Origin of the sequence: Devosia beringensis (genome assembly GCF_014926585.1) — a bacterium.
Taxonomy (GTDB): domain Bacteria; phylum Pseudomonadota; class Alphaproteobacteria; order Rhizobiales; family Devosiaceae; genus Devosia; species Devosia beringensis.
In genome coordinates, this window is record NZ_CP045422.1 from 848,503 (window position 1) to 866,674 (window position 18,172).

Here is an 18,172-nt window from a genome sequence, read left to right on the forward strand (position 1 = left end):
AAGGGACTGGCAGTCATGGCGGGCTCCGGGTCGGCGTTTGACGCCAACCCTTAGCACCACGACTATGGCAGCCGAAAGTCCGTCTCACCTTGTATTGGCAATAGGCCCTGAAAGGCGCGGTAGCTGGCTTTGGGGGTGCGCTGCTGGGTTTCGTAGTCGACATGGACGATGCCGAAGCGCTTGTTGTAGCCCTCGGCCCATTCGTAATTGTCGAGCAGCGACCAGGCGAAGTAGCCTCTGACATCGGCGCCCTGGGCACGGGCATTGAGCACGGCCTTGAGGTGTTCCTCGTAATATTTGACGCGGCGCGGATCGTCACTGCCCTCGACCTCGGCCATGCCGTTCTCGGTGACGTAGATGGGCAGCTTGGTATAGTCATTGGAGACGCGAACGAGCAGGTCGCTGAGCCCCTTGGGGTAGATCTCCCAGCCGATATCGGTCTTTTCGAGCGGACCCTTGACCTGCTCGGCCGGCACGCCGGGCTTGGTCGAGGCCTGGTAGAGGCCGCGGGTGTAGTAGTTGATGCCCAGCCAGTCGAGCGGGCGCGAAACCACGGCCATGTCGTCCTGGTAATTGGCCGGCAGGTAATCGGCCAGCCACTCGGTCATGCGCTGGGGATACTTGCCCTTGAGCACGCCTTCGATATACCAGCGGTTGAACACGGCATCGCCGAAATCGGCCGCGGCCAGATCTTCGGGCTTGTCGGAGGCGGGTTCGGACTTTTCGAGATTGAGCACGATGCCCAGGTTCCTGGCGCCATTGGCGCGCAGGGCATCGATGGCGGTGCCATGGGCGAACAGCACGTGGTGCATGGCGCGGGCGGCGGCGCGCTTGTCGCGATAGCCGGGGGCATGGGCTCCCAGATAATGGCTGAGGAAAGCGACGCACCAGGGCTCATTGATGGTGGCCGTGGCCTCAAGGCGATCACCGAACTTCTGGGCGACAAGAGCGGCATAATCGGCAAACCAGGAGGCAATATCGCGGTTCATCCAGCCGCCCTTGTCCTGCAAAGCCGAGGGCAGATCCCAATGGTAGAGCGTGGCATAGGGCTTGATGCCGCGCTCAAGCATGCCGTCGACCAAGCGGTCGTAGTAGTCGACGCCGGCCTGATTGACGGCGCCGGTGCCCTCGGGGATCAGGCGCGGCCAGGCAAAGGAGAAGCGGTAGGCGTCAAAGCCGCCGTCGCGGATGAGATCGAGGTCCTGTGGCCAGAGTTCGTAGTGGTTGCAGGCGACCGCACCGGTATCGCCATTGTGCACATTGCCCGGGGTAGCCGAGAAACTGTCCCAGATCGAGGGACCGCGACCATCGCGCTGGCCGCCCTCGATCTGATAGGCCGCCGTGGCGACGCCAAAGGTGAAATCGGGTCCAAAGTCCTTGCGGTCGATCGAGAACATCTACGCTCCTTGGCGGCGCTGCACCGTGAATGGGTGAAAGCCGATAGCGCAGAAAAGGCGGCTGTGCAATCGATTGCGGAGGTCAGATGGGAGAGATCAGATGTACCACTTGGAGGGCTGGGCCTTGGCCTTGGCCTCTTCCGCCATGCGGGTGCGGATGAGCTGGGAGGTCAGCTGAGACTGGTCGGCCCCGGTATTGGCAATGGTGGTCGCCAGGGTGCTGCGCAGGCCATCGGACTTGGCCATGGTGTTCTGGGCGGCCTCGCGGCGGGCCTGCGAACGGGCCTCGGCGATGGCAGCCGCGTCGGCGCGCCTGGCGCGCTGCGCCAGGATAGCGTCGTAACCGCTGACTTTCTGGATGATGGCCATGTGGCAATAATGCCGCCAGCCGGCTTAACAAATCCCTAACGGGGCGCGGCCAGCTGGGCCAGGATGTGCCGGGCGATGGAACGATAGGCCGCCGCTTCCGGACCGTCAGGGGCGGAGACTACCGGCGGGATGCCGGCGTCGGAGCCCTCGCGGATCGACATGACCAGCGGCACGGCACCGAGAAAGGGCAGGCCCAGATCGACTGCGGCCCGCTCGGCGCCGCCGCTGCCGAAGATGTCGTAGCGGTTGCCAGTATCGGGGGCGATGAAATAACTCATGTTTTCGACCAGACCCAGCAAGGGGACGTCGAAGCGGCGGATCATGTCGATGGCCTTCTTGGCGTCGATCAGCGCCAGGTCCTGGGGCGTCGAGACGATGACCACGCCATCGACCACTGCCTGCTGGAACAGCGAGATCTGGATATCGCCGGTGCCGGGCGGCAGATCGATGACCAGGACGTCAAGCTTGCCCCAATCGGTTTCGCGCAGCAGCTGGCGCAGAGCCGAGGTGGCCATGGGGCCGCGCCAGACCACGGCCTGGTCCTTGACCAGCATGGAGCCGATCGACATGGCCTTGAGGCCAAAGGCCTCGTGGGGCGAGAAGATGCCGTCATCGCGGATGGCGGGCTGGCCCTCGAGGCCAAGCAGCTTGGGAATGGAGGGGCCATAAAGGTCGGCGTCGAGAATGCCGACACTGAGACCCTCGGCCTGCAGCGCCAGCGCGAGGCTGACGGCAGTGGTCGACTTGCCGACGCCGCCCTTGCCCGAGCCGACGGCGATGATGCGCCTAATGCCGGGCACCGCGGTCTTGCCGGGCGGGACCGGCTTGCCATGGGAGAAGGTGGGACCGGCCTTGGCCGGGGGCCTGCCGCCGGTGAGCGAGACCATGATCTTGCGCGTGCCGGCCACGGCCTGCGCCGCCTGCTGGGCGGCCTCGCGGGCGGGACCGAAGGCGGCCTCCATGCCCGGCGCTACCGCAATGGCAAAGGCCACGGCCGAGGGGGTGACGATGATGTCGGAAAGGCCGGCATAGGTCGCCAGGTCGCCCCCGCCCGGAATTTCGACAGCGATGAGCGCGGACTTGATGGCGGCGGCAAGATCGGTATCGGCCATGGGCTTTGGGAGGGCGCTATGGCGCCACAACTCCAGTGTCATTGCGGCGCAGGCCGCAATCCATCCTGAGATTTATCCCCACACACACCTCTCAGGATGGACCCCGGCCTGCGCCGGGGTGACATCGCGTGTGTGGGGACTTCGATGACTAGAGGATCGACTGGCCGGTGCCCTTCCAGTCCTTGAGGAAGCCTTCAATGCCCGCATTGGTCAGCGGGTGGTTGGCCAGCTTGCGGATCACGTCGGGCGGAATGGTGGCGACGTCCGAACCGGCCAGGGCAACCTGGGTGACGTGGTTGGGCGAGCGGATCGAGGCGGCCAGGATCTGGGTCTCGAAACCATAATTGTCATAGATCTGGCGGATGTTCTCGATCAGCTCGACGCCATCGAGGTTGATGTCATCGAGCCGCCCGAGGAAGGGCGAGATATAGGTCGCGCCGACCTTGGCGGCCAGCAGGGCCTGATTGGCCGAGAAGCACAGGGTGACGTTGGTCTTGATGCCCTTGTCGAAGAAGTACTTGGTGGCCTTGAGGCCAGGCAAGGTCAGGGGCAGCTTGATGACGACGTTTTCGGCGATCTTGGCGAGGTGTTCGCCTTCGGCGACCATGCCGTCATATTCGAGGCTGGCGACTTCGGCCGAAACCGGGCCGGGGACCAGCGCACAGATCTCGGCAATGACTTCCTTGAAGTCGCGGCCGGACTTGGCGATCAGCGATGGGTTGGTGGTGACGCCGTCGAGGAGACCGGTCTCATAGAGCTCCTTGATGTCCTTGATTTCCGCAGTATCGACAAAGAACTTCATGGTTCCCTCCTAATTGTCTTCAAACTTGCCCGTCGGGCAAAAGGTGTAGCACGGCAATGACTTGCCGCAAGGCCCGGACCGGACCTATTTGATGGCGGCCAGCAGGGCATCGGCCAGGTCGCCAACACGATCCTCGGGGATGCCGGCGACATTGATGCGACTGTCCCCAATCATATAGATGCCGTTGGCGGCTTTTAAATGTTCAACCACCGCATTATCGAGCCCGAGCAGCGAAAACATGCCGCGATGGGCGGCGATGAAGTCGAAATCGGCCGAATTGGACTTGTTGCGGATCGCCTCGCTGAGCTTTTCGCGCAGGTGAATCATGCGGTTGCGCATCAGGTCGAGCTCGGTCTCCCATTCGGCGCGCAGCTCGGCATCCTCGAGAATGGTGCGGATGATCTCGGCACCATGATCGGGCGGCTGGCTATAGGCGCCGCGGATGATGTTGAGCAATTGCGACTGGGTCACGTCCGCCTCTGCCCCGTCACGCGCCACCAGGATGGCCGCGCCGATGCGCTCGCGATAGAGACCGAAATTCTTCGATCCCGAGAATGCTACCAGCGCTTCGGGGACCGTGGATAGAATTTTGCGCGTGCCATAGGCATCGGCATCAAGACCATCGCCAAAACCGAGATAGGCCAGATCGATGAAAGGCAAAGCGCCGGTGCGGACGAGGCTCGAGGCCACCATATCCCATTGATCGGGCGTGAGATTTGCGCCGGTCGGGTTATGGCAGCAGCCATGCAGCAGCACGACATCGTCCTTGCCCAGGCCGTCGAGCGCGGCCAGCATCTGGGCGAATTTGACGCCGCGTGTCTGGGTGTCGAAGTAGGGATAAGTCTTGACCACGAGGCCGGAATTTTCGGCGATGGGGTTATGGTTGGGCCAGGTCGGGTCGGAGACCCAGACGGTGGCGCCGGGGCGGGCGCGGTTGATCAGCTGCATCAGCACCCAAAGCGAGCCGGTGCCGCCGGGGGCCTGGGCGATGCGGACGCGGGCGCGGTCCAGCGTATCGCCGAGCACCAGATCGAGCACGGCGGCGCCGAAGCCCTTGTTGCCGGCAATGCCGAGATAGGTCTTGGTCTTGCCCTGGGCCAGGATGCGCGCCTCGGCCTTTTTCACCGAGCTCATGATCGGGGTGGTGCCCTGCTCGTCCTTATAGACGCCGACGCCGAGATCGATCTTGGTGGGGCGCGGATCGGCCGCGTATTCGCCCATGAGCGCCAGAATCTTGTCGCCGGGGGCCTTGGTGAGAGTCTCGAACATGGTGGGAGTCGTTCCGGTGGGAGGCGGGTTTGTTATAGGCGGCGGGGCAGATTTTGCAATCGGGGTGCGGCTCAGCGGGAAATGCCGAGCCGCTCCAGTTCGGCGGTCAATTGGGGAATGATTTCAAAGAGATCGCCGACCAGTGCCAGATCGGCCAGCTGCATCAGCGGGGCCCCGGCATCGCTGTTGATGGCGACAATTTTCTTGGCGCCCTGAATGCCGGCCAGGTGCTGCAGGGCGCCGGAAATGCCGATGGCGATATAGAGATCGGGGGCGATGATCTTGCCGGTCTGGCCGATCTGCCAGTCATTGGGGGCGTAGCCGGCATCGACGGCGGCGCGGGTGGCGCCGACCGCGGCACCGAGCGTTTTGGCAAGCTTTTCGATGAGCCCGAAGTTTTCCGCCGAGCCGAGGGCGACGCCACCGCCGATGACGATCTGGGCGGTGGCCAGGTCGGGGCTGTCGCTTTGCGTACGGTGGCTGGCCAGCAGGGTGACGACGGAATTGAGCGCCATATCAAGCACTTCGATGGGCGCCGCGGTGTCGGTGGCAGCGGCGGCACGGAAGGCCGAGGCGCGCAAGGTGAGGATGTGCCTTGGCTGGTTGTCGGTGACGGTCTGCACCGCATTGCCGGCATAGATGGGCCGCTCGAAGCGGTTGGGGCCGAGAATGGCGACGACGTCGGTGACCGGCATCAGATCAAGCTTTGCCGCAAGGCGGGGCATGCGATCGCGACCCACACTTCCCGCACTTTGGATAACGTACTGGTAACGTTGAGCCAGCATTTCGATCACCGCAGTGTCGGCATCGGCAGCGGAAACGCCGGTAACGACTTGCACTTTCCGAACATGGGAAATCGACGCGGCCGCGGCGGCGACGGTTTCGGTGCTGTCGCCGATGACCAGGAGGTCAATTGGCCCCAGGGTTGAGGCGCCTTCGACCACGCGGGCGGTGGCGGGTGAGAGCAGGCCGGCATCGTGATCGGCAATGACCAATACGCTCATTACAGCGCCTCCATCTGGGAAATGTCAGCGGCGATGAAGGCGGCCAGTTCGGCAACCGAGCCCACGACCTTTCCTGCCACGCGCTCGGCGGGCGGGGATATCTTTTCGATGAGCAGGCGCGGGGCGAGATCGACGCCGAACTCGGCGACCGGCCGGACAGCCAGCGGCTTGGAGCGGGCCTTCATGACCATGGGCAAAGCGGCATTGCGCGGGGTGTTGAGGCGCAGGTCGGCCGTGACCACGGCGGGCAAAGGCAGCGCCAGGGTCTCGCGGCCGGAATCGATCTCGCGGGTGACTTCCAGGCCGTTGCCAACAATCTTGATTTCCGAGGCAAAGGTGGCCTGGGGAAGGTCGGTGAGGGCGGCGAGCATCTGGCCGACATGGTTGCTGTCATCGTCGACGGCCTGCTTGCCGAGCAGGACGAGGTCCGGCTGCTCCTCGGCCACGACTTTGGCCAGCAGCTTGGCAATGGCCAGGGTTTCGAACTCGGCATCGGTTTCCACCAGGATGCCGCGATGGGCGCCCATGGCCAGCGCCGTGAGGATGACGTCGGTGGCGGGTTTGGGGCCGATAGAGACAACGACGATTTCGGTAGAGGGGCCGCCCTGCCCGGCCTCGGCCAGCTGCACGGCGGCTTCCACCGCATGCTTGCAGAAGGGGTTCATCGACAGGCGCACGCCGGCGGTTTCGACGCCGGTGCCATCGGGGCGGACGCGGATGCGGACATTGTGATCGACGACGCGCTTGATGGCGACCAGGATTTTCATGGCAGACTCCGGGCTGTTGGGCGGTGTCATGACAAATCGCGGGGGGTGGGACAAGCCGCGATGGGGGAAATTTGGGCCAAGGATCGGGGTAATGTTGGAAAAGGCTGCCCGGCGACCGCCGGCGCGGGCGGCAGCGAGGGCTTGTGGCGCCCGCATCGGCCGATGCCGGCGCAAGCGCAGTTGTGATCGCCAGGGGCGCAACCATAGGGCGCGGTGTCCGTTCGATGCTTTGCGGGGGCAATCATCAAGGATGATCCGCATGAACACCTTTTCCCTTCTCAGCCTGACGGCTGCACTGATGCTTTCAGCTACCCCACTCGCACTGGCCCAGACCAGCGCTGCCGGTACGGTAGATGCCGGAACAACTGTCGAGAGCACGACTGGCGGCAGCGTCACGGGCAGCGGCAGCGTCAATGCCGGCGCCACTGTCGATGCCAATGGCGTCGATCTCTCGCTCGATACCAATGCTGACGGCACGGTGGACGCCGACGAGACCGCCGCCGGCGCCAATGCCCAGACCGAGGTCGAGGTCGAGACCGACCTGTCGTTGGATACGGATGGCGATGGGGTCGTCTCCGCTGAGGAAGCCCGCGCCGGCCAGGCTGCCATGGGCGACATGGACTGCTCCAGCATTGACCTTGGGGCCACCGTGTCGGCTGAGGGCCTCGCCACCATCCAAAGCGCCACCACAGCCCAGATCCAGAGCGTCAGCGACTGCAATGAAGATGGTGCAGGGATCGGTGGCGATGTCGCCACGGCCGTGTTCGGCAATGCAGCCATTGCCGCCATGCTCACGGCAGATGGCATTGCCGAAGGTGATGTGATCGGCGTCAATGTCAGCGACGCCGCCGTGATCCTTTATGTGGACAATGGCGACGACATGTCGGGCAGCGATGACTCGTCGGACGCCGACACCACGACTGAAGGCACCACGGCCCAGTAAGACCAAGGAGGCCCGGCAATGCCGGGCCTCCTTTTCATCAGTAGCCGGTGATTGCCGCGGTCCGCAGTCCGCCGCCGGCTAGGCCGGCTTTGCGGTGCGCCACAGGGAATAGAAGATGCCGCTGGCCAGGATCACGGCGGTGATGCCGAGGGACCATTCGGCCGGAAATTTCTCCCAACCCAGCAGATCGGCGACAAAGATCTTGGCGCCGATAAAGACCAGCAGCACCGCCAAAGCCTGCTTGAGATAGGCGAAACGGTGCAGGATGGCGGCGAGGGCGAAGTAGAGCGCCCGCAGGCCGAGAATGGCAAAAATGTTGGACGTGTAGACGATGTAGGGATCGGTGGTGATGGCAAAGATGGCCGGCACCGAATCCACGGCAAAGATCACGTCGGCGATCTCGATCATGACGAGGGCCAGGAAGAGCGGCGTCATGTAGCGTTCGAGACGCCCCGTTTTGGGATCGGTCTGGCGGACGAAGAACCTGTCGCCATGCAGCTGTTCGGTGACGCGGAAGCGCCGCTTGATGAACATCAGCACCGGATTGCGGCCAAGATCGGTTTCGCCGTGTCCGGGCAGCATCATGCGGATGCCGGTGGCGATGAGGAAGGCGGCAAACACGTAAAGCACCCAGCCGTATTCGGACACCAGGGCCGCGCCGAAGCCGATCATGATCGCGCGCAGCACGATGACGCCAAGGATGCCCCAGAACAGCACGCGGTGCTGCAGGTGCCGCGGGATGGCCAGATAGCCAAAGATCATGGCAATGACGAAGACATTGTCCATGGCCAGGCTCTTTTCGACGACGAAGCCGGTCAGGTACTCAATGCCCGACTGCGCCCCCAATTGCCACCAGACAAAGGCGCCAAAGACGAGGCCGAGGGTGACGTAGAAACCTGACAGCATCAGGCTCTCGCGCACCTCGATCTCATGGCCGTCGCGGTGCAGCACGCCCAAGTCAAAGGCCAGCAGCAGGGCCACGAGGCCCAGAAAACCCAGCCACATCCAGAGCGGCTGGCCGAGGAAAAGGCCGGTCAGCATGTCCATCTGGCATGCCCCCCGAAGCTTGTGCACAGCAGGAAATTACTCATCTGTCGCCTCCTCCAGCCCGAGGGCGCGCTCGACACGGTGCAGCGCCCCCAGTTCGACGGGATGAACAAGGCCATCGGCGGTGATCACCTGGTGGCAGGCATTGCGGATGGATAGCCGGTCCGCCGTGCCGAGCGCGCTGATGTTCAGCGTGGCCAGCGCCTGCCGTTCGGCTAGGTCGGGGGCATAGCCATAGGCGCGGGCATGGTGGGCCAGCTCTTCGGCCAGGTCGGCGACGGAAAAACCCGCCATGGCGGGACTGGCCAGAAAGGCTTCAACCAGCTTGCGTCTTTCCGCCAGGTCGAGCCGGCCATCGGCGTGGGCGATGACGGCCACGGCAGCGACCAGCGCCTGGAAGAAATCCTCCGCGCCAGCGCGGCTGGCTTCGGCATGCAGGTCTCGCCCATCGGCTTTGTGGCGGGCACGCAGGCGCGCGCCGCGCATGAACAGATCGTCTCGGGGTGATGGGGTGGACGCCCCCCGGCGGCATCGATGTGCCAAAGTGGAGTCGTTCAACACACCACTTGAGGAGGCGCCCATGTTGGAAGTTACCACAATCGGTCTGGATATCGCGAAGAACGTTTTCCATGCGCACGGTGCAGATTCAAGCGGTCGAGCTCTGTTTAGCCGCAAGATCAGCCGCACGAAGTTGCTGGAGTTCTTCGCTCGGCAGCCACAGTCCCTAGTGGCGTTGGAGGCGTGCGGCGGTGCGCACCATTGGGCGCGCGAACTCACGCTGTTGGGTCACAAGGTCAAGCTTATCCCGCCAGCCTATGTGAAGCCCTTCGTAAAGCGGAACAAGAACGACGCGGTCGATGCCGAAGCCATCTGCGAGGCAGCGCAGCGTCCCAGCATGCGGTTCGTGGCGATCAAGAGCGAGGAACAGCAGGCATCAGCTTTGGTGTTTAGAACCCGCGACCTTCTGGTGCGGCAGCGCACCCAGTTGATCAATGCGATCCGCGGCCACCTCACCGAGTATGGCTGGGTCGCGCCAAAGGGTCCGTCACATATAGCGGTGTTGGCCGACATGCTCGATGGCGAGATGGGCTCGTCGCTTCCAGACACAGCCAAGCCCATGTTCCGCACGATGCTCGATCTGCTCGATCAACTGAACGCCAAGATAGGCGAGCTGGACAAGGAGATCGCACGGCGAGCCCGCGAGGATGTGGTCGCCCGGCGACTGATGACAATACCGGGCGTGGGTCCCATCACCGCTACGGCGATTGTAGCCCTTGCTCCGCCAGCCGAGACGTTCAGCAAAGGTCGAGACTTCGCCGCCTGGTTGGGTCTGGCGCCACGTCAGCTCTCAACCGGTGGCAAGCAAAAGCTGGGCTCGATCACCAAAATGGGTGAGCGAACCTTGCGGCGGCTTCTCATCATTGGCTCCAGTGCGGTGGTCTTGCAAGCGAGCAAGCGAGGTGCGCCCGCAGGCTCATGGCTTGAGCAGATGATGGCTCGCAAGCCGCGCATGCTGGTCACGGTCGCACTGGCCAACAAGACGGCGCGCATCGTCTGGGCGCTGCTCATCAAACAAGAGGAATACAAAGCTCCGGTCGCAGCTGCGGCGTAAGCCAAGGCGGGCCAGAGGTCGTCGGAGACGTAGTCGGTCGAAGGAAGGTATGGCACAACAGTCGGCGAGACGGGGTCGGAAAACCAGGGCAATCCACTGTGCCGAGAGCACGCCGTGGGTGATATGGATCCGGTCCGCGAACTCCCATACGGGCCCGCAGCCTCTGGTGCTGCATCAGAGGCCGGACAGATGGCAGCATCCGACTACGTGCAATCCTTCAAAAACCGCTTGCGTCTTACGGGGCGTCCACAGATGGGTTGTCTTTGGTCATGAATAACTCCTCTCAAGGTGCCGCTCGGCGGGCTGAGGGAGTGCGTTGGGAGACCATGACAGAAGCGGGCACCAACGCAGATGCCCTCGGGCCCTGCCAAGGTGATCCGACATCGCGTGGCGGCAGATGCCGCCGACGCCAGAGGGGCCCGGTCACGCCAGAGGAGATTGGCGTGGGCCAAAGCCGTTACAAGAGGGCATTCATAATTTTCTAGAGCGACCAATGCGCGGCAATGGCGATCAGTTCTTCAGCGACCGGGCTTTGGAACTGCCGGTTGAAGGTCAGCGCGTAAAAGGCTTCTTCGATCCCCGGCAGTCGCACCACTTCGCGCAAAGTGCCTGCCTCCAGTTCGTCGCGAACCACGATTGCGGGGAGCGGGGCCAGACCGATGCCCTCGCGCGCCATCAACCGGAGCATTGCCATGTCGTCGACTTCCGCAACCACGGAAGGAATGATGCCGAGGCGTGCACAGAGAGCGTCGAATTCGACCCGAATAGTGCTGGCGCCGGTCGGCAGGATGACGCCATGTGTTCTCAGGGCGTCCTGGGGGGTCGCGGCATGCGATTGCAAGGCTGCCGCTCCGAACAGGGCGATGGGTTGGCGGGCCAGCCGGTGCGCCACCAACTCATCGGCATGGCCAGCAGCGGGGGCCGCATTGCACAGCACGACATCAAGCTCGAGGCGGCGCAGCAGGCCGGTCAACTCGACGAGGCTGCCCGAGCTCAACACGACTTCAAGGTTGGCCCGACCCAGGCAAGGCCGCAGAAAATCGATCTGAAAATTGCGCGAAAGGGTGGCCAGTGCGCCAACACGCAGGACCTGTCGGCGCCCGGAGCCGACGCGTAGCGTCGTCAACAGGTCCTCACCCATGTCGAAGATGGCATCGGCATGGTCGAGCGCCACTTTGCCGGCCTCGGTCAGCACGAGCCGACGACCGACTCGTTCGAAGAGCGGGTGCCCCAACCGGGTCTCGAGAATCTGGATCTGGGTGGAGAGGGCAGACTGCGAGACAGCCAGCAGACGCGCGGCGCGCGTGAGGTTGCCCTCGCGGGCAACCTGCCTGAAATACCACAAGTGTCGGAAGTTCAGCGTCTTCATGGTTCTTACATACAGAACGATTTGATCTGATCAATGAATTTTATTGAACTATCGGTTCGCGCTAGGTCGGCCTTGCCCTCCCTGCAAACTGGCGATCCGATGGAAATCCTGCTCTCACCTGCCATCCTGTTCTTCGCACTCGGCATTGTCGCCGCCTCCATCCGCAGCAGTCTGGAAATCCCCGAGGCTGTCAGCAAGGGACTGGCCATCTACCTGATGACCGCGATCGGGCTAAAGGGCGGGGTCCAGGTTTCGACGTCCGGCGTAACGAGCGAGCTGGTGGTTGCCGGCCTGACCGGTATCGGCCTCAGCCTGTTGCTCCCGGTTCCCGCATTCTGGGCCATGCGGCGCCTGGCCAAGCTGGACACTGTCAATGCGGGTGCCATCGCGGCCCATTATGGGTCCGTGTCGGTGGTGACCTTCGTCACGGGGATGGCCATACTCGAGGCTGGCGGCCTGCCGGTCGCCGGCTACATGGTCGCTGTGCTCGCCATGATGGAGGCGCCGGCGATCATTACCGGCATCTGGCTCGCCAAGCGCGGCGAGGGTGCCGGGGCCCGGGCCCTGCGCGGACACCTTTCGCACGCGATGCGAGATGGCGCGGTGGTGCTGCTACTGGGTAGTTTCATCGTCGGTCTTGCGGTTGGCAAGAGCGGCTTTGATCCGATCCGGCCCGTCTTCGAGCACGCCTTTGGGGGTGTCCTTTGCCTGTTCCTGTTGGAAATGGGCCTGGTTGCCGCGCGCCATCTCATGCGGACCCGCAGCGTGACACCCGTCATCGCGGCGCTGGCGGTGGTTATTGCCTTCGTGAACGGGACGGTGGGGGTTCTGGCCGGCGCCCTGATCGGGCTCGACACTGGTTCGACCGCGGCGCTGGGTATCCTTGCCGGCAGCGCCAGCTATATTGCGGCGCCGGCTGCCATTCGGCTGGCCTTGCCGGAAGCCGACATTGGCCTGCCCCTGGCCATGTCGCTGGCCATCACGTTCCCCTTCAATGTGCTGGTGGGTATTCCGATCTTCACGACCCTGGCCCGACTTCTGACTTGAGCGTCACACAATCAGAGGATTTCCCATGGTCGCTTGTGCACGGCAGCTTTCAGCTTCTAGCTCTTGAGCCTCGACCGTCCGAGACGGGGTCGGCTGCGGCCTATCGCTGGTGACTGGTGGCAATGTCGCGTAGACAGGCGCGCGCCTCCCCTGCCGCCAAAACGCTCCGCTTGGTCGCATGGCGCGAGGATGGGGGATGGACTAGAGTTGACGGCTTGGATTGGGACAGCGACACTGACCCAGAACCGACCTATTGGACTTCCTTATGCCCGTGCTCAACCGTATTGCCGAGTTTGCCGACGAAATCGCCGCCTGGCGGCAGGATTTTCATGCGCATCCGGAGATCCTCTACGCGGTGGAGCGGACGGCGGGCGTGGTGGCAGACAAACTCAGGGAATTCGGCTGCGACGAGATCGTCACCGGGATCGGCGGCACGGGCGTGGTGGGGATCATCAACGGCCGCAGCAATGGCAGCGGGCGGACGATCGGGCTGCGGGCCGACATGGACGCCCTGCCGATCACCGAAAAGACCGGCGCGGCCTATGCCTCGACCGTGGACGGCAAGATGCATGCCTGCGGCCATGACGGGCATACCGCCATGCTGCTGGGCGCGGCGAAATACCTGGCGGAGACGCGCAATTTCGACGGCCGCATCGCTGTCATCTTCCAGCCGGCCGAAGAGGGCGGCGCCGGCGCCAAGGCCATGCTGGACGACAGGCTGGTGGAAAATTTCGGCATTGACGAGTTCTACGGCATGCATAACTGGCCGGGCATGCCGGCGGGGCAGTTCGGCATCCGTGCCGGCGGCATCATGGCGGCGACCGACCGCTTCTATATCGACATTACCGGCCAGGGCGGCCATGCGGCGCGGCCGCAGACCACGGTGGACCCGATCATCGTCGCGGCCAACATGATCGTGGGCATGCAGGCGATCGTGTCGCGCAATGTCGATCCGCTGGCCAGCGCCGTGCTGTCGGTGACGATGCTGGAGGCCGGCGAGGCGGACAATGTGATTTCGCGCACGGCCAAGATCACGGGCACGGTGCGCACGCTGGACCTGGGTGTGCAGGACCTGATCGAGCAGCGGCTGGCCGATTTCGTGCCGCAATTTGCCAAGAGCTTCGGCGCGACGGCCAGCGTGCGCTATGCACGCGGCTATCCGGTGACGGTCAATGCGCCCGAGCAGACGGCCTTTGCCGCCGCGGTGGCCAGCGAGATCGCCGGACCCGGTCGGGTCGATGCCGATGCGCCGCCCTCGATGGGCGGGGAGGACTTTTCCTTCATGCTGGAGCGCCGGCCAGGCGCCTATATCTTTGTCGGCAATGGCGACAGCAGCGAGCTGCATACCGACAGCTACGATTTCAACGACGCGATCATCCCGGCGGGCACCAGCTATTGGGTGCGGCTGGCGGAACGGGCTTTGCCCCTTGATGGGCGATAGTCGCATCATGGCGGCCCGCCCCTAGCGGGCTGCTGCAGTTTGCGGATCACGTCCCGGACCAGGCTCGGCTCGGGTTTTCACCGTCCACCAATCTGGCGCATCTGACGTGACTCTCATCCCAGCAAAAGCACTGCCGGCCTTGCGGCAAACCCTTGTCCCCATCCTGTTCACCCTGCTGGTTTCGGCGGCGGGGGGTGGGGTGGCAACCGTGCTGGGGCTACCGGCAGGGTGGCTCATGGGCGGGGCGCTGGCGGTGGCCGTGGCGGCGATTGCCGGCCTGCCCATGGTGATGCCGGACCGGCTGCGCGACCTGGCATTCCTGTTGGTGGGCATGTCGATGGGGGCCAGCGTGGCGCCCGACAGCCTGGCGCTGGTGGCCAGCTGGCCGGTGACGATCCTGGCGCTGGCGCTCGAACTGGTGATCATCGTGGCGGCAACCGGCTGGATGCTGGCAAAGGTGTTCAAGCTCGATACCGGCACGGCCTATCTGAGCTCGTTTCCGGGTCATCTCTCCTTCGTGCTGGGGATCGCCTCGTCGGGGGTGGGCGATGCACGGCAGATCGTCATCATCCAGGTGATCCGCATCATGATGCTGACCATCTGCGTGCCGATCGGGGCGCTGTTCCTGCCGATCGATCATTTTGCGCCGGCGGTGCCGGTCGGCTATCTCGACCTGGGGCAATTGCTGGCGCTGGCGGCGCTGTGCATTGCCGTCGGGCTGGTCTTCGTGCGGCTCAAGGTGCCGGCCGGCTTCGTGCTCGGCGCCATGGCGGCAGCGACCACGGCCAAGCTGGCGGGGCTCTATGTAGCGGCCATTCCGGGGCCGCTGGTGACCGCGACCTTCGTGCTGACCGGGGCGCTGATCGGCTCGCGCTTTGCCGGCATCACCCGGCGTGAGCTCATCACCGCCGCCAAGGGCGGCGTGGTGGCGACGGGCATGACGGTGGGGATTGTCAGCCTGATCGCGTTTCTGGCGAGCCTCGTCGTCGACATGCCCTATGGCCAGATCTGGCTGGGACTGGCGCCGGGCGCGCTGGAGGGCATGGGCGCGCTGGGCATTGCGCTGGGCTATGACACGGCGTTCATTGCCGCCCACCATGTGCTGCGCCTGCTGATGCTGACGCTGGCAATTCCTGCCGTTGTGGTACTGATCCGGCGGCGCGAATCTGCCACAATTGGTGGCTAGATTCCGGCCAAATGGAGACCATGACATGTTGCGAACTACTCTGGCGGCGTTGGCCGTGACCCTGCTGGCCACCGTGCCGTCCTATGCCGTGATGTGCCAGGACACCGGCAATGTGATTTCGTTCGAATACATGGACGGCGACCAGGTCAAGATCAACGAGGCCGACCGCAACGATTACGACATGACCGAACTGCGTCAGCGCGGTGTCGATGCGATACGCGTCGAGCGCTGGGGCAATTGCGTGCGGGCCTTTGTGCGCCTGGCCGACGGCACCGAAGAAATGCAGTTCTTCAATCCGGGCAGCTATACCCGCGCCTACGACTAAGCGGGTCGCAGACCCCCTACCCTGTTTGTCCCGGTCGGCGCCTTAAGCGCCGGCCGGGTTTTGTTTTGAGAACTAGGCCAGATCGCTGATGGTGGCCGTGCTCGAGACATCAATGGCGATGAAGGCATAGCCATTGGGCCCGAGGCGCAGGTTGGCATCGGCCAGCACGGCGCGTTCGGAGACCGGCTCGAGCATGGTGCCTTCATGCAGGCCGCTGACGGCAACGGCCCGCTCATGGGGCGAGAGGTTGAAGATACAGAGCATGGCACCGGTCTCGGTGGCGCGGCGGAAGGCCAGGATCGGCTCGGCCAGGTCGAAGAAGCCGATATCGCCCAGAGCCAGCACGGGATGGGCTTTGCGCCAGGCCAGAATGGTGCGGTAAAAGGCCAGGGTCGAGCCGGGATCGGCCTGCTGGGTGGCGACGTTGAGCATGGATTGCGGCGGCTTGACCGGCAGCCAGGGTGTGCCGGTGGTAAAGCCATTGGGTGGATTGCCCTCGTCCCAGGGGATGGGCGTGCGGCAGCCGTCGCGGCCCTTGTCCTGCGGCCAGAAGCGGATGCCGCGCGGATCGGTGAGTTCCTCAAACAGCAATTCGGTTTCGGGCAGGCCCAGTTCCTCGCCCTGATAGAGGCAGACAGAGCCGCGCAGCGACAGCACCAAAGCGGCGGTCTGGTCGGCCAGGTCGCGCGGGTTGAGCGCATGCTCGGCCCAGCGGGTGACATGGCGCGGCACGTCGTGGTTGGAAAAGCTCCAGCACGGCCAGCCATCGGGGCCGATGGCGAAGAACTTGTCGATGCGCGAGCGGAAGTGCTCGGCGGTGAATTCGTGGCCGAGGAAATCAAAGCCGTAGCACATGTGCAGCGTGTCGCCGCCCGAGGTATATTGCGCCATCAGCTCGACCGACTGGTGGCTGTCGCCGACCTCGCCCACCGAGGTGGTGCCGGGGAACTGATCGAGCAGGGTGCGGACGCGGCGCAGGAAATCGAGGTTTTCCGGCTGGCTCTTGGAAAACTGGTGGATCTGCATTTCGTAGGGGCTGGTGGCCAGCGGCAGATGTTCCTCGATCGGATTGGCCGGGTTGGAACGCAGCTGCTGGTCGTGGAAATAGTAGTTCACGGTATCGAGGCGGAAGCCATCGACGCCGCGCTCGAGCCAGAAGCGCATGACATCGAGCACGGCATCCTGCACGGCGGGATTGTGGAAGTTGAGGTCGGGCTGGCTGATCAGGAAATTGTGCAGGTAATATTGCCGGCGCGTGCCGTTCCATTCCCAGACGCTGCCGCCGAAGACCGCCGGCCAGTTATTGGGCGGTGAGCCATCGGGCAGCGGATCGGCCCAGACATACCAGTCGGCGCGGGCATTGGTGCGCGACAGGCGGCTTTCCTTGAACCAGGCATGCTGATCGGAGGTGTGGCTGACCACCTGATCCATGATGACCTTGAGGCCGCGGGCATGGGCCTGGGCCACCAGGGTATCGAAATCCTCGAGCGAGCCGAAGAGCGGATCGATCTCGCAATAGTCCGAGACATCATAGCCCATATCTGCCTGGGGCGACTTGGTGATGGGCGACAGCCAGATGCAGTCGACGCCGAGGCTCGCAATGTGATCGAGCCGGGCGATGATGCCGGGCAGATCGCCAATGCCATCGCCATTGCTGTCCTGAAACGAGCGCGGATAGACCTGATAAATTACGCCGCCACGCCACCATTGCGTCATCTGTCCGCTCCGTCATTGCTTTTCTGGGTCGGCCCCGCGGGCCGGAATTGGCGGGGAACCTATCTGGTCCGAGGCGCCAAGGGAATCCGTGCCCGACGCGGGGCAGCCGCCCGGACATGGCAGGGCAGCAGCCGCTAGATGACCCGGGCTTCAGGCCTGCGGATGGGTGGTGGCGAAGGCCGGCAAGGCGCGGCTGCGCCCGGACAATGCCAGCAGGCGCGGCATGGTCGCGGGATCGGTGAGGCCGGCCACGGTGCCGAGGAAATCCACAGTCGCCACCACGGCGGCATCGGCGCCATTGGGATGGGTGCCGCCGAACCAGGCCGTGGCGGGGGTCTGCGTCTCGAGCGCGGCCAGACCCTCTTCGAGCTGGCTGCGCAGGCGGGTGACCCAGTCGGGCCAGACGAGGTCGGGTGGGCGGCGCTCGGTTTCGTAGACAAAAGCGACGCCCTTTTCCGCCACGGCATGGGCGAGGGCGATGACCTGTTGGCAGGCAATGCGCTGCGGACCGGGTTCGGGCAACAGGCGATAAGCGGGCTCGGCAGTGGTTTCGAGATAATCGATGATGGCGTAAGTCTCGATCAGGTCGCCATCGGGGGTGGTCAAAACCGGTACCCGGCTGAGGGGATTGTGGGCGCGGAAGCGCTCGAAATCGGCGCCGAACAGCTCGACGGGACGCCGCTCGAAGGCGCGGTCCTGCAGGGCCAGCCAGATGGCGACGCGGCGGACAAAGGGCGAGCGCTTGCCGCCATGCAAGATCAGCATG

General features: G+C 64.2%; 18 protein-coding genes. 6 read left to right on the forward strand and 12 right to left on the reverse strand.

All coding sequences use genetic code 11. The annotated features are described in order from the left end of the window. Positions 1–62: 62 nt before the first annotated feature. From GDR53_RS04180 to GDR53_RS04210, 7 genes are all read right to left on the reverse strand, one after another. The gene (locus GDR53_RS04180) at positions 63–1,397 is read right to left on the reverse strand and encodes a GH1 family beta-glucosidase (protein WP_193336838.1); all 1,335 of its coding nucleotides are present in this window, start codon (positions 1,395–1,397) and stop codon (positions 63–65) included. Between the two features lie 96 nt (positions 1,398–1,493). Further along, the gene (locus tag GDR53_RS04185; RefSeq protein ID WP_193336839.1) at positions 1,494–1,766 is read right to left on the reverse strand and encodes a hypothetical protein; all 273 of its coding nucleotides are present in this window, start codon (positions 1,764–1,766) and stop codon (positions 1,494–1,496) included. 35 nt (positions 1,767–1,801) lie between these two features. Next, complete coding sequence (locus GDR53_RS04190; RefSeq protein WP_193336840.1) at positions 1,802–2,878, reverse strand: Mrp/NBP35 family ATP-binding protein; 1,077 nt, start codon at positions 2,876–2,878, stop codon at positions 1,802–1,804. 148 nt (positions 2,879–3,026) lie between these two features. Then, entirely contained in the window at positions 3,027–3,680 is a 654-nt protein-coding gene (gene fsa, locus GDR53_RS04195) for a fructose-6-phosphate aldolase (RefSeq protein ID WP_193336841.1), read from the reverse strand. A gap of 84 nt (positions 3,681–3,764) precedes the next feature. Further along, positions 3,765–4,949: an amino acid aminotransferase gene (locus tag GDR53_RS04200; protein WP_193336842.1), complete on the reverse strand. Its 1,185-nt coding sequence runs from the start codon at positions 4,947–4,949 to the stop codon at positions 3,765–3,767. 71 nt (positions 4,950–5,020) lie between these two features. Further along, positions 5,021–5,953, reverse strand: a complete 933-nt coding sequence (locus GDR53_RS04205) for an electron transfer flavoprotein subunit alpha/FixB family protein (protein ID WP_193336843.1) — start codon at positions 5,951–5,953, stop codon at positions 5,021–5,023. Then, complete coding sequence (locus GDR53_RS04210) at positions 5,953–6,720, reverse strand: electron transfer flavoprotein subunit beta/FixA family protein (protein ID WP_193336844.1); 768 nt, start codon at positions 6,718–6,720, stop codon at positions 5,953–5,955. The genes GDR53_RS04205 and GDR53_RS04210 overlap by 1 nt, the downstream gene beginning before the upstream one ends. A 259-nt stretch (positions 6,721–6,979) precedes the next feature. Here GDR53_RS04210 and GDR53_RS04215 point away from each other — a divergent pair, with 259 nt between their 5' ends. Further along, positions 6,980–7,663, forward strand: a complete 684-nt coding sequence (locus tag GDR53_RS04215) for an EF-hand domain-containing protein (protein WP_193336845.1) — start codon at positions 6,980–6,982, stop codon at positions 7,661–7,663. Between the two features lie 78 nt (positions 7,664–7,741). On the opposite strand, the gene GDR53_RS04220 is transcribed toward GDR53_RS04215, so the two are convergent. Continuing rightward, complete coding sequence (locus GDR53_RS04220; RefSeq protein ID WP_193336846.1) at positions 7,742–8,710, reverse strand: TerC family protein; 969 nt, start codon at positions 8,708–8,710, stop codon at positions 7,742–7,744. Between the two features lie 36 nt (positions 8,711–8,746). Further along, the gene (locus GDR53_RS04225) at positions 8,747–9,196 is read right to left on the reverse strand and encodes a TerB family tellurite resistance protein (protein ID WP_193336847.1); all 450 of its coding nucleotides are present in this window, start codon (positions 9,194–9,196) and stop codon (positions 8,747–8,749) included. 94 nt (positions 9,197–9,290) lie between these two features. Here GDR53_RS04225 and GDR53_RS04230 point away from each other — a divergent pair, with 94 nt between their 5' ends. Then, positions 9,291–10,322 (forward strand): IS110 family RNA-guided transposase, encoded by a 1,032-nt coding sequence (locus GDR53_RS04230; RefSeq protein WP_193335689.1) that lies wholly within the window; start codon positions 9,291–9,293, stop codon positions 10,320–10,322. Positions 10,323–10,803: 481 nt separating this feature from the next. On the opposite strand, the gene GDR53_RS04235 is transcribed toward GDR53_RS04230, so the two are convergent. Then, on the reverse strand, positions 10,804–11,691 hold the full coding sequence (locus GDR53_RS04235; protein ID WP_193336848.1) for a LysR family transcriptional regulator: 888 nt from the start codon (positions 11,689–11,691) through the stop codon (positions 10,804–10,806). Positions 11,692–11,724: 33 nt separating this feature from the next. Here GDR53_RS04235 and GDR53_RS04240 point away from each other — a divergent pair, with 33 nt between their 5' ends. The 4 genes from GDR53_RS04240 (at position 11,725) to GDR53_RS04255 (ending at position 15,690) form a co-directional block, all read left to right on the forward strand. Then, on the forward strand, positions 11,725–12,738 hold the full coding sequence (locus tag GDR53_RS04240) for a sodium-dependent bicarbonate transport family permease (protein WP_210321386.1): 1,014 nt from the start codon (positions 11,725–11,727) through the stop codon (positions 12,736–12,738). Between the two features lie 265 nt (positions 12,739–13,003). After that, the gene (locus GDR53_RS04245; protein ID WP_193336849.1) at positions 13,004–14,179 is read left to right on the forward strand and encodes a M20 aminoacylase family protein; all 1,176 of its coding nucleotides are present in this window, start codon (positions 13,004–13,006) and stop codon (positions 14,177–14,179) included. Positions 14,180–14,318: 139 nt separating this feature from the next. Beyond that, positions 14,319–15,365, forward strand: a complete 1,047-nt coding sequence (locus GDR53_RS04250; RefSeq protein ID WP_193336850.1) for an AbrB family transcriptional regulator — start codon at positions 14,319–14,321, stop codon at positions 15,363–15,365. A gap of 25 nt (positions 15,366–15,390) precedes the next feature. Beyond that, entirely contained in the window at positions 15,391–15,690 is a 300-nt protein-coding gene (locus GDR53_RS04255; protein ID WP_193336851.1) for a hypothetical protein, read from the forward strand. A 72-nt stretch (positions 15,691–15,762) separates the two neighbouring features. On the opposite strand, the gene GDR53_RS04260 is transcribed toward GDR53_RS04255, so the two are convergent. Both GDR53_RS04260 and GDR53_RS04265 read right to left on the reverse strand, forming a co-directional pair. Further along, positions 15,763–17,406 (reverse strand): alpha-amylase family glycosyl hydrolase, encoded by a 1,644-nt coding sequence (locus tag GDR53_RS04260; RefSeq protein WP_193336852.1) that lies wholly within the window; start codon positions 17,404–17,406, stop codon positions 15,763–15,765. Between the two features lie 150 nt (positions 17,407–17,556). Next, positions 17,557–18,171: a glutathione S-transferase family protein gene (locus GDR53_RS04265; RefSeq protein ID WP_193336853.1), complete on the reverse strand. Its 615-nt coding sequence runs from the start codon at positions 18,169–18,171 to the stop codon at positions 17,557–17,559. Between the last annotated feature and the right edge of the window lies 1 nt (position 18,172).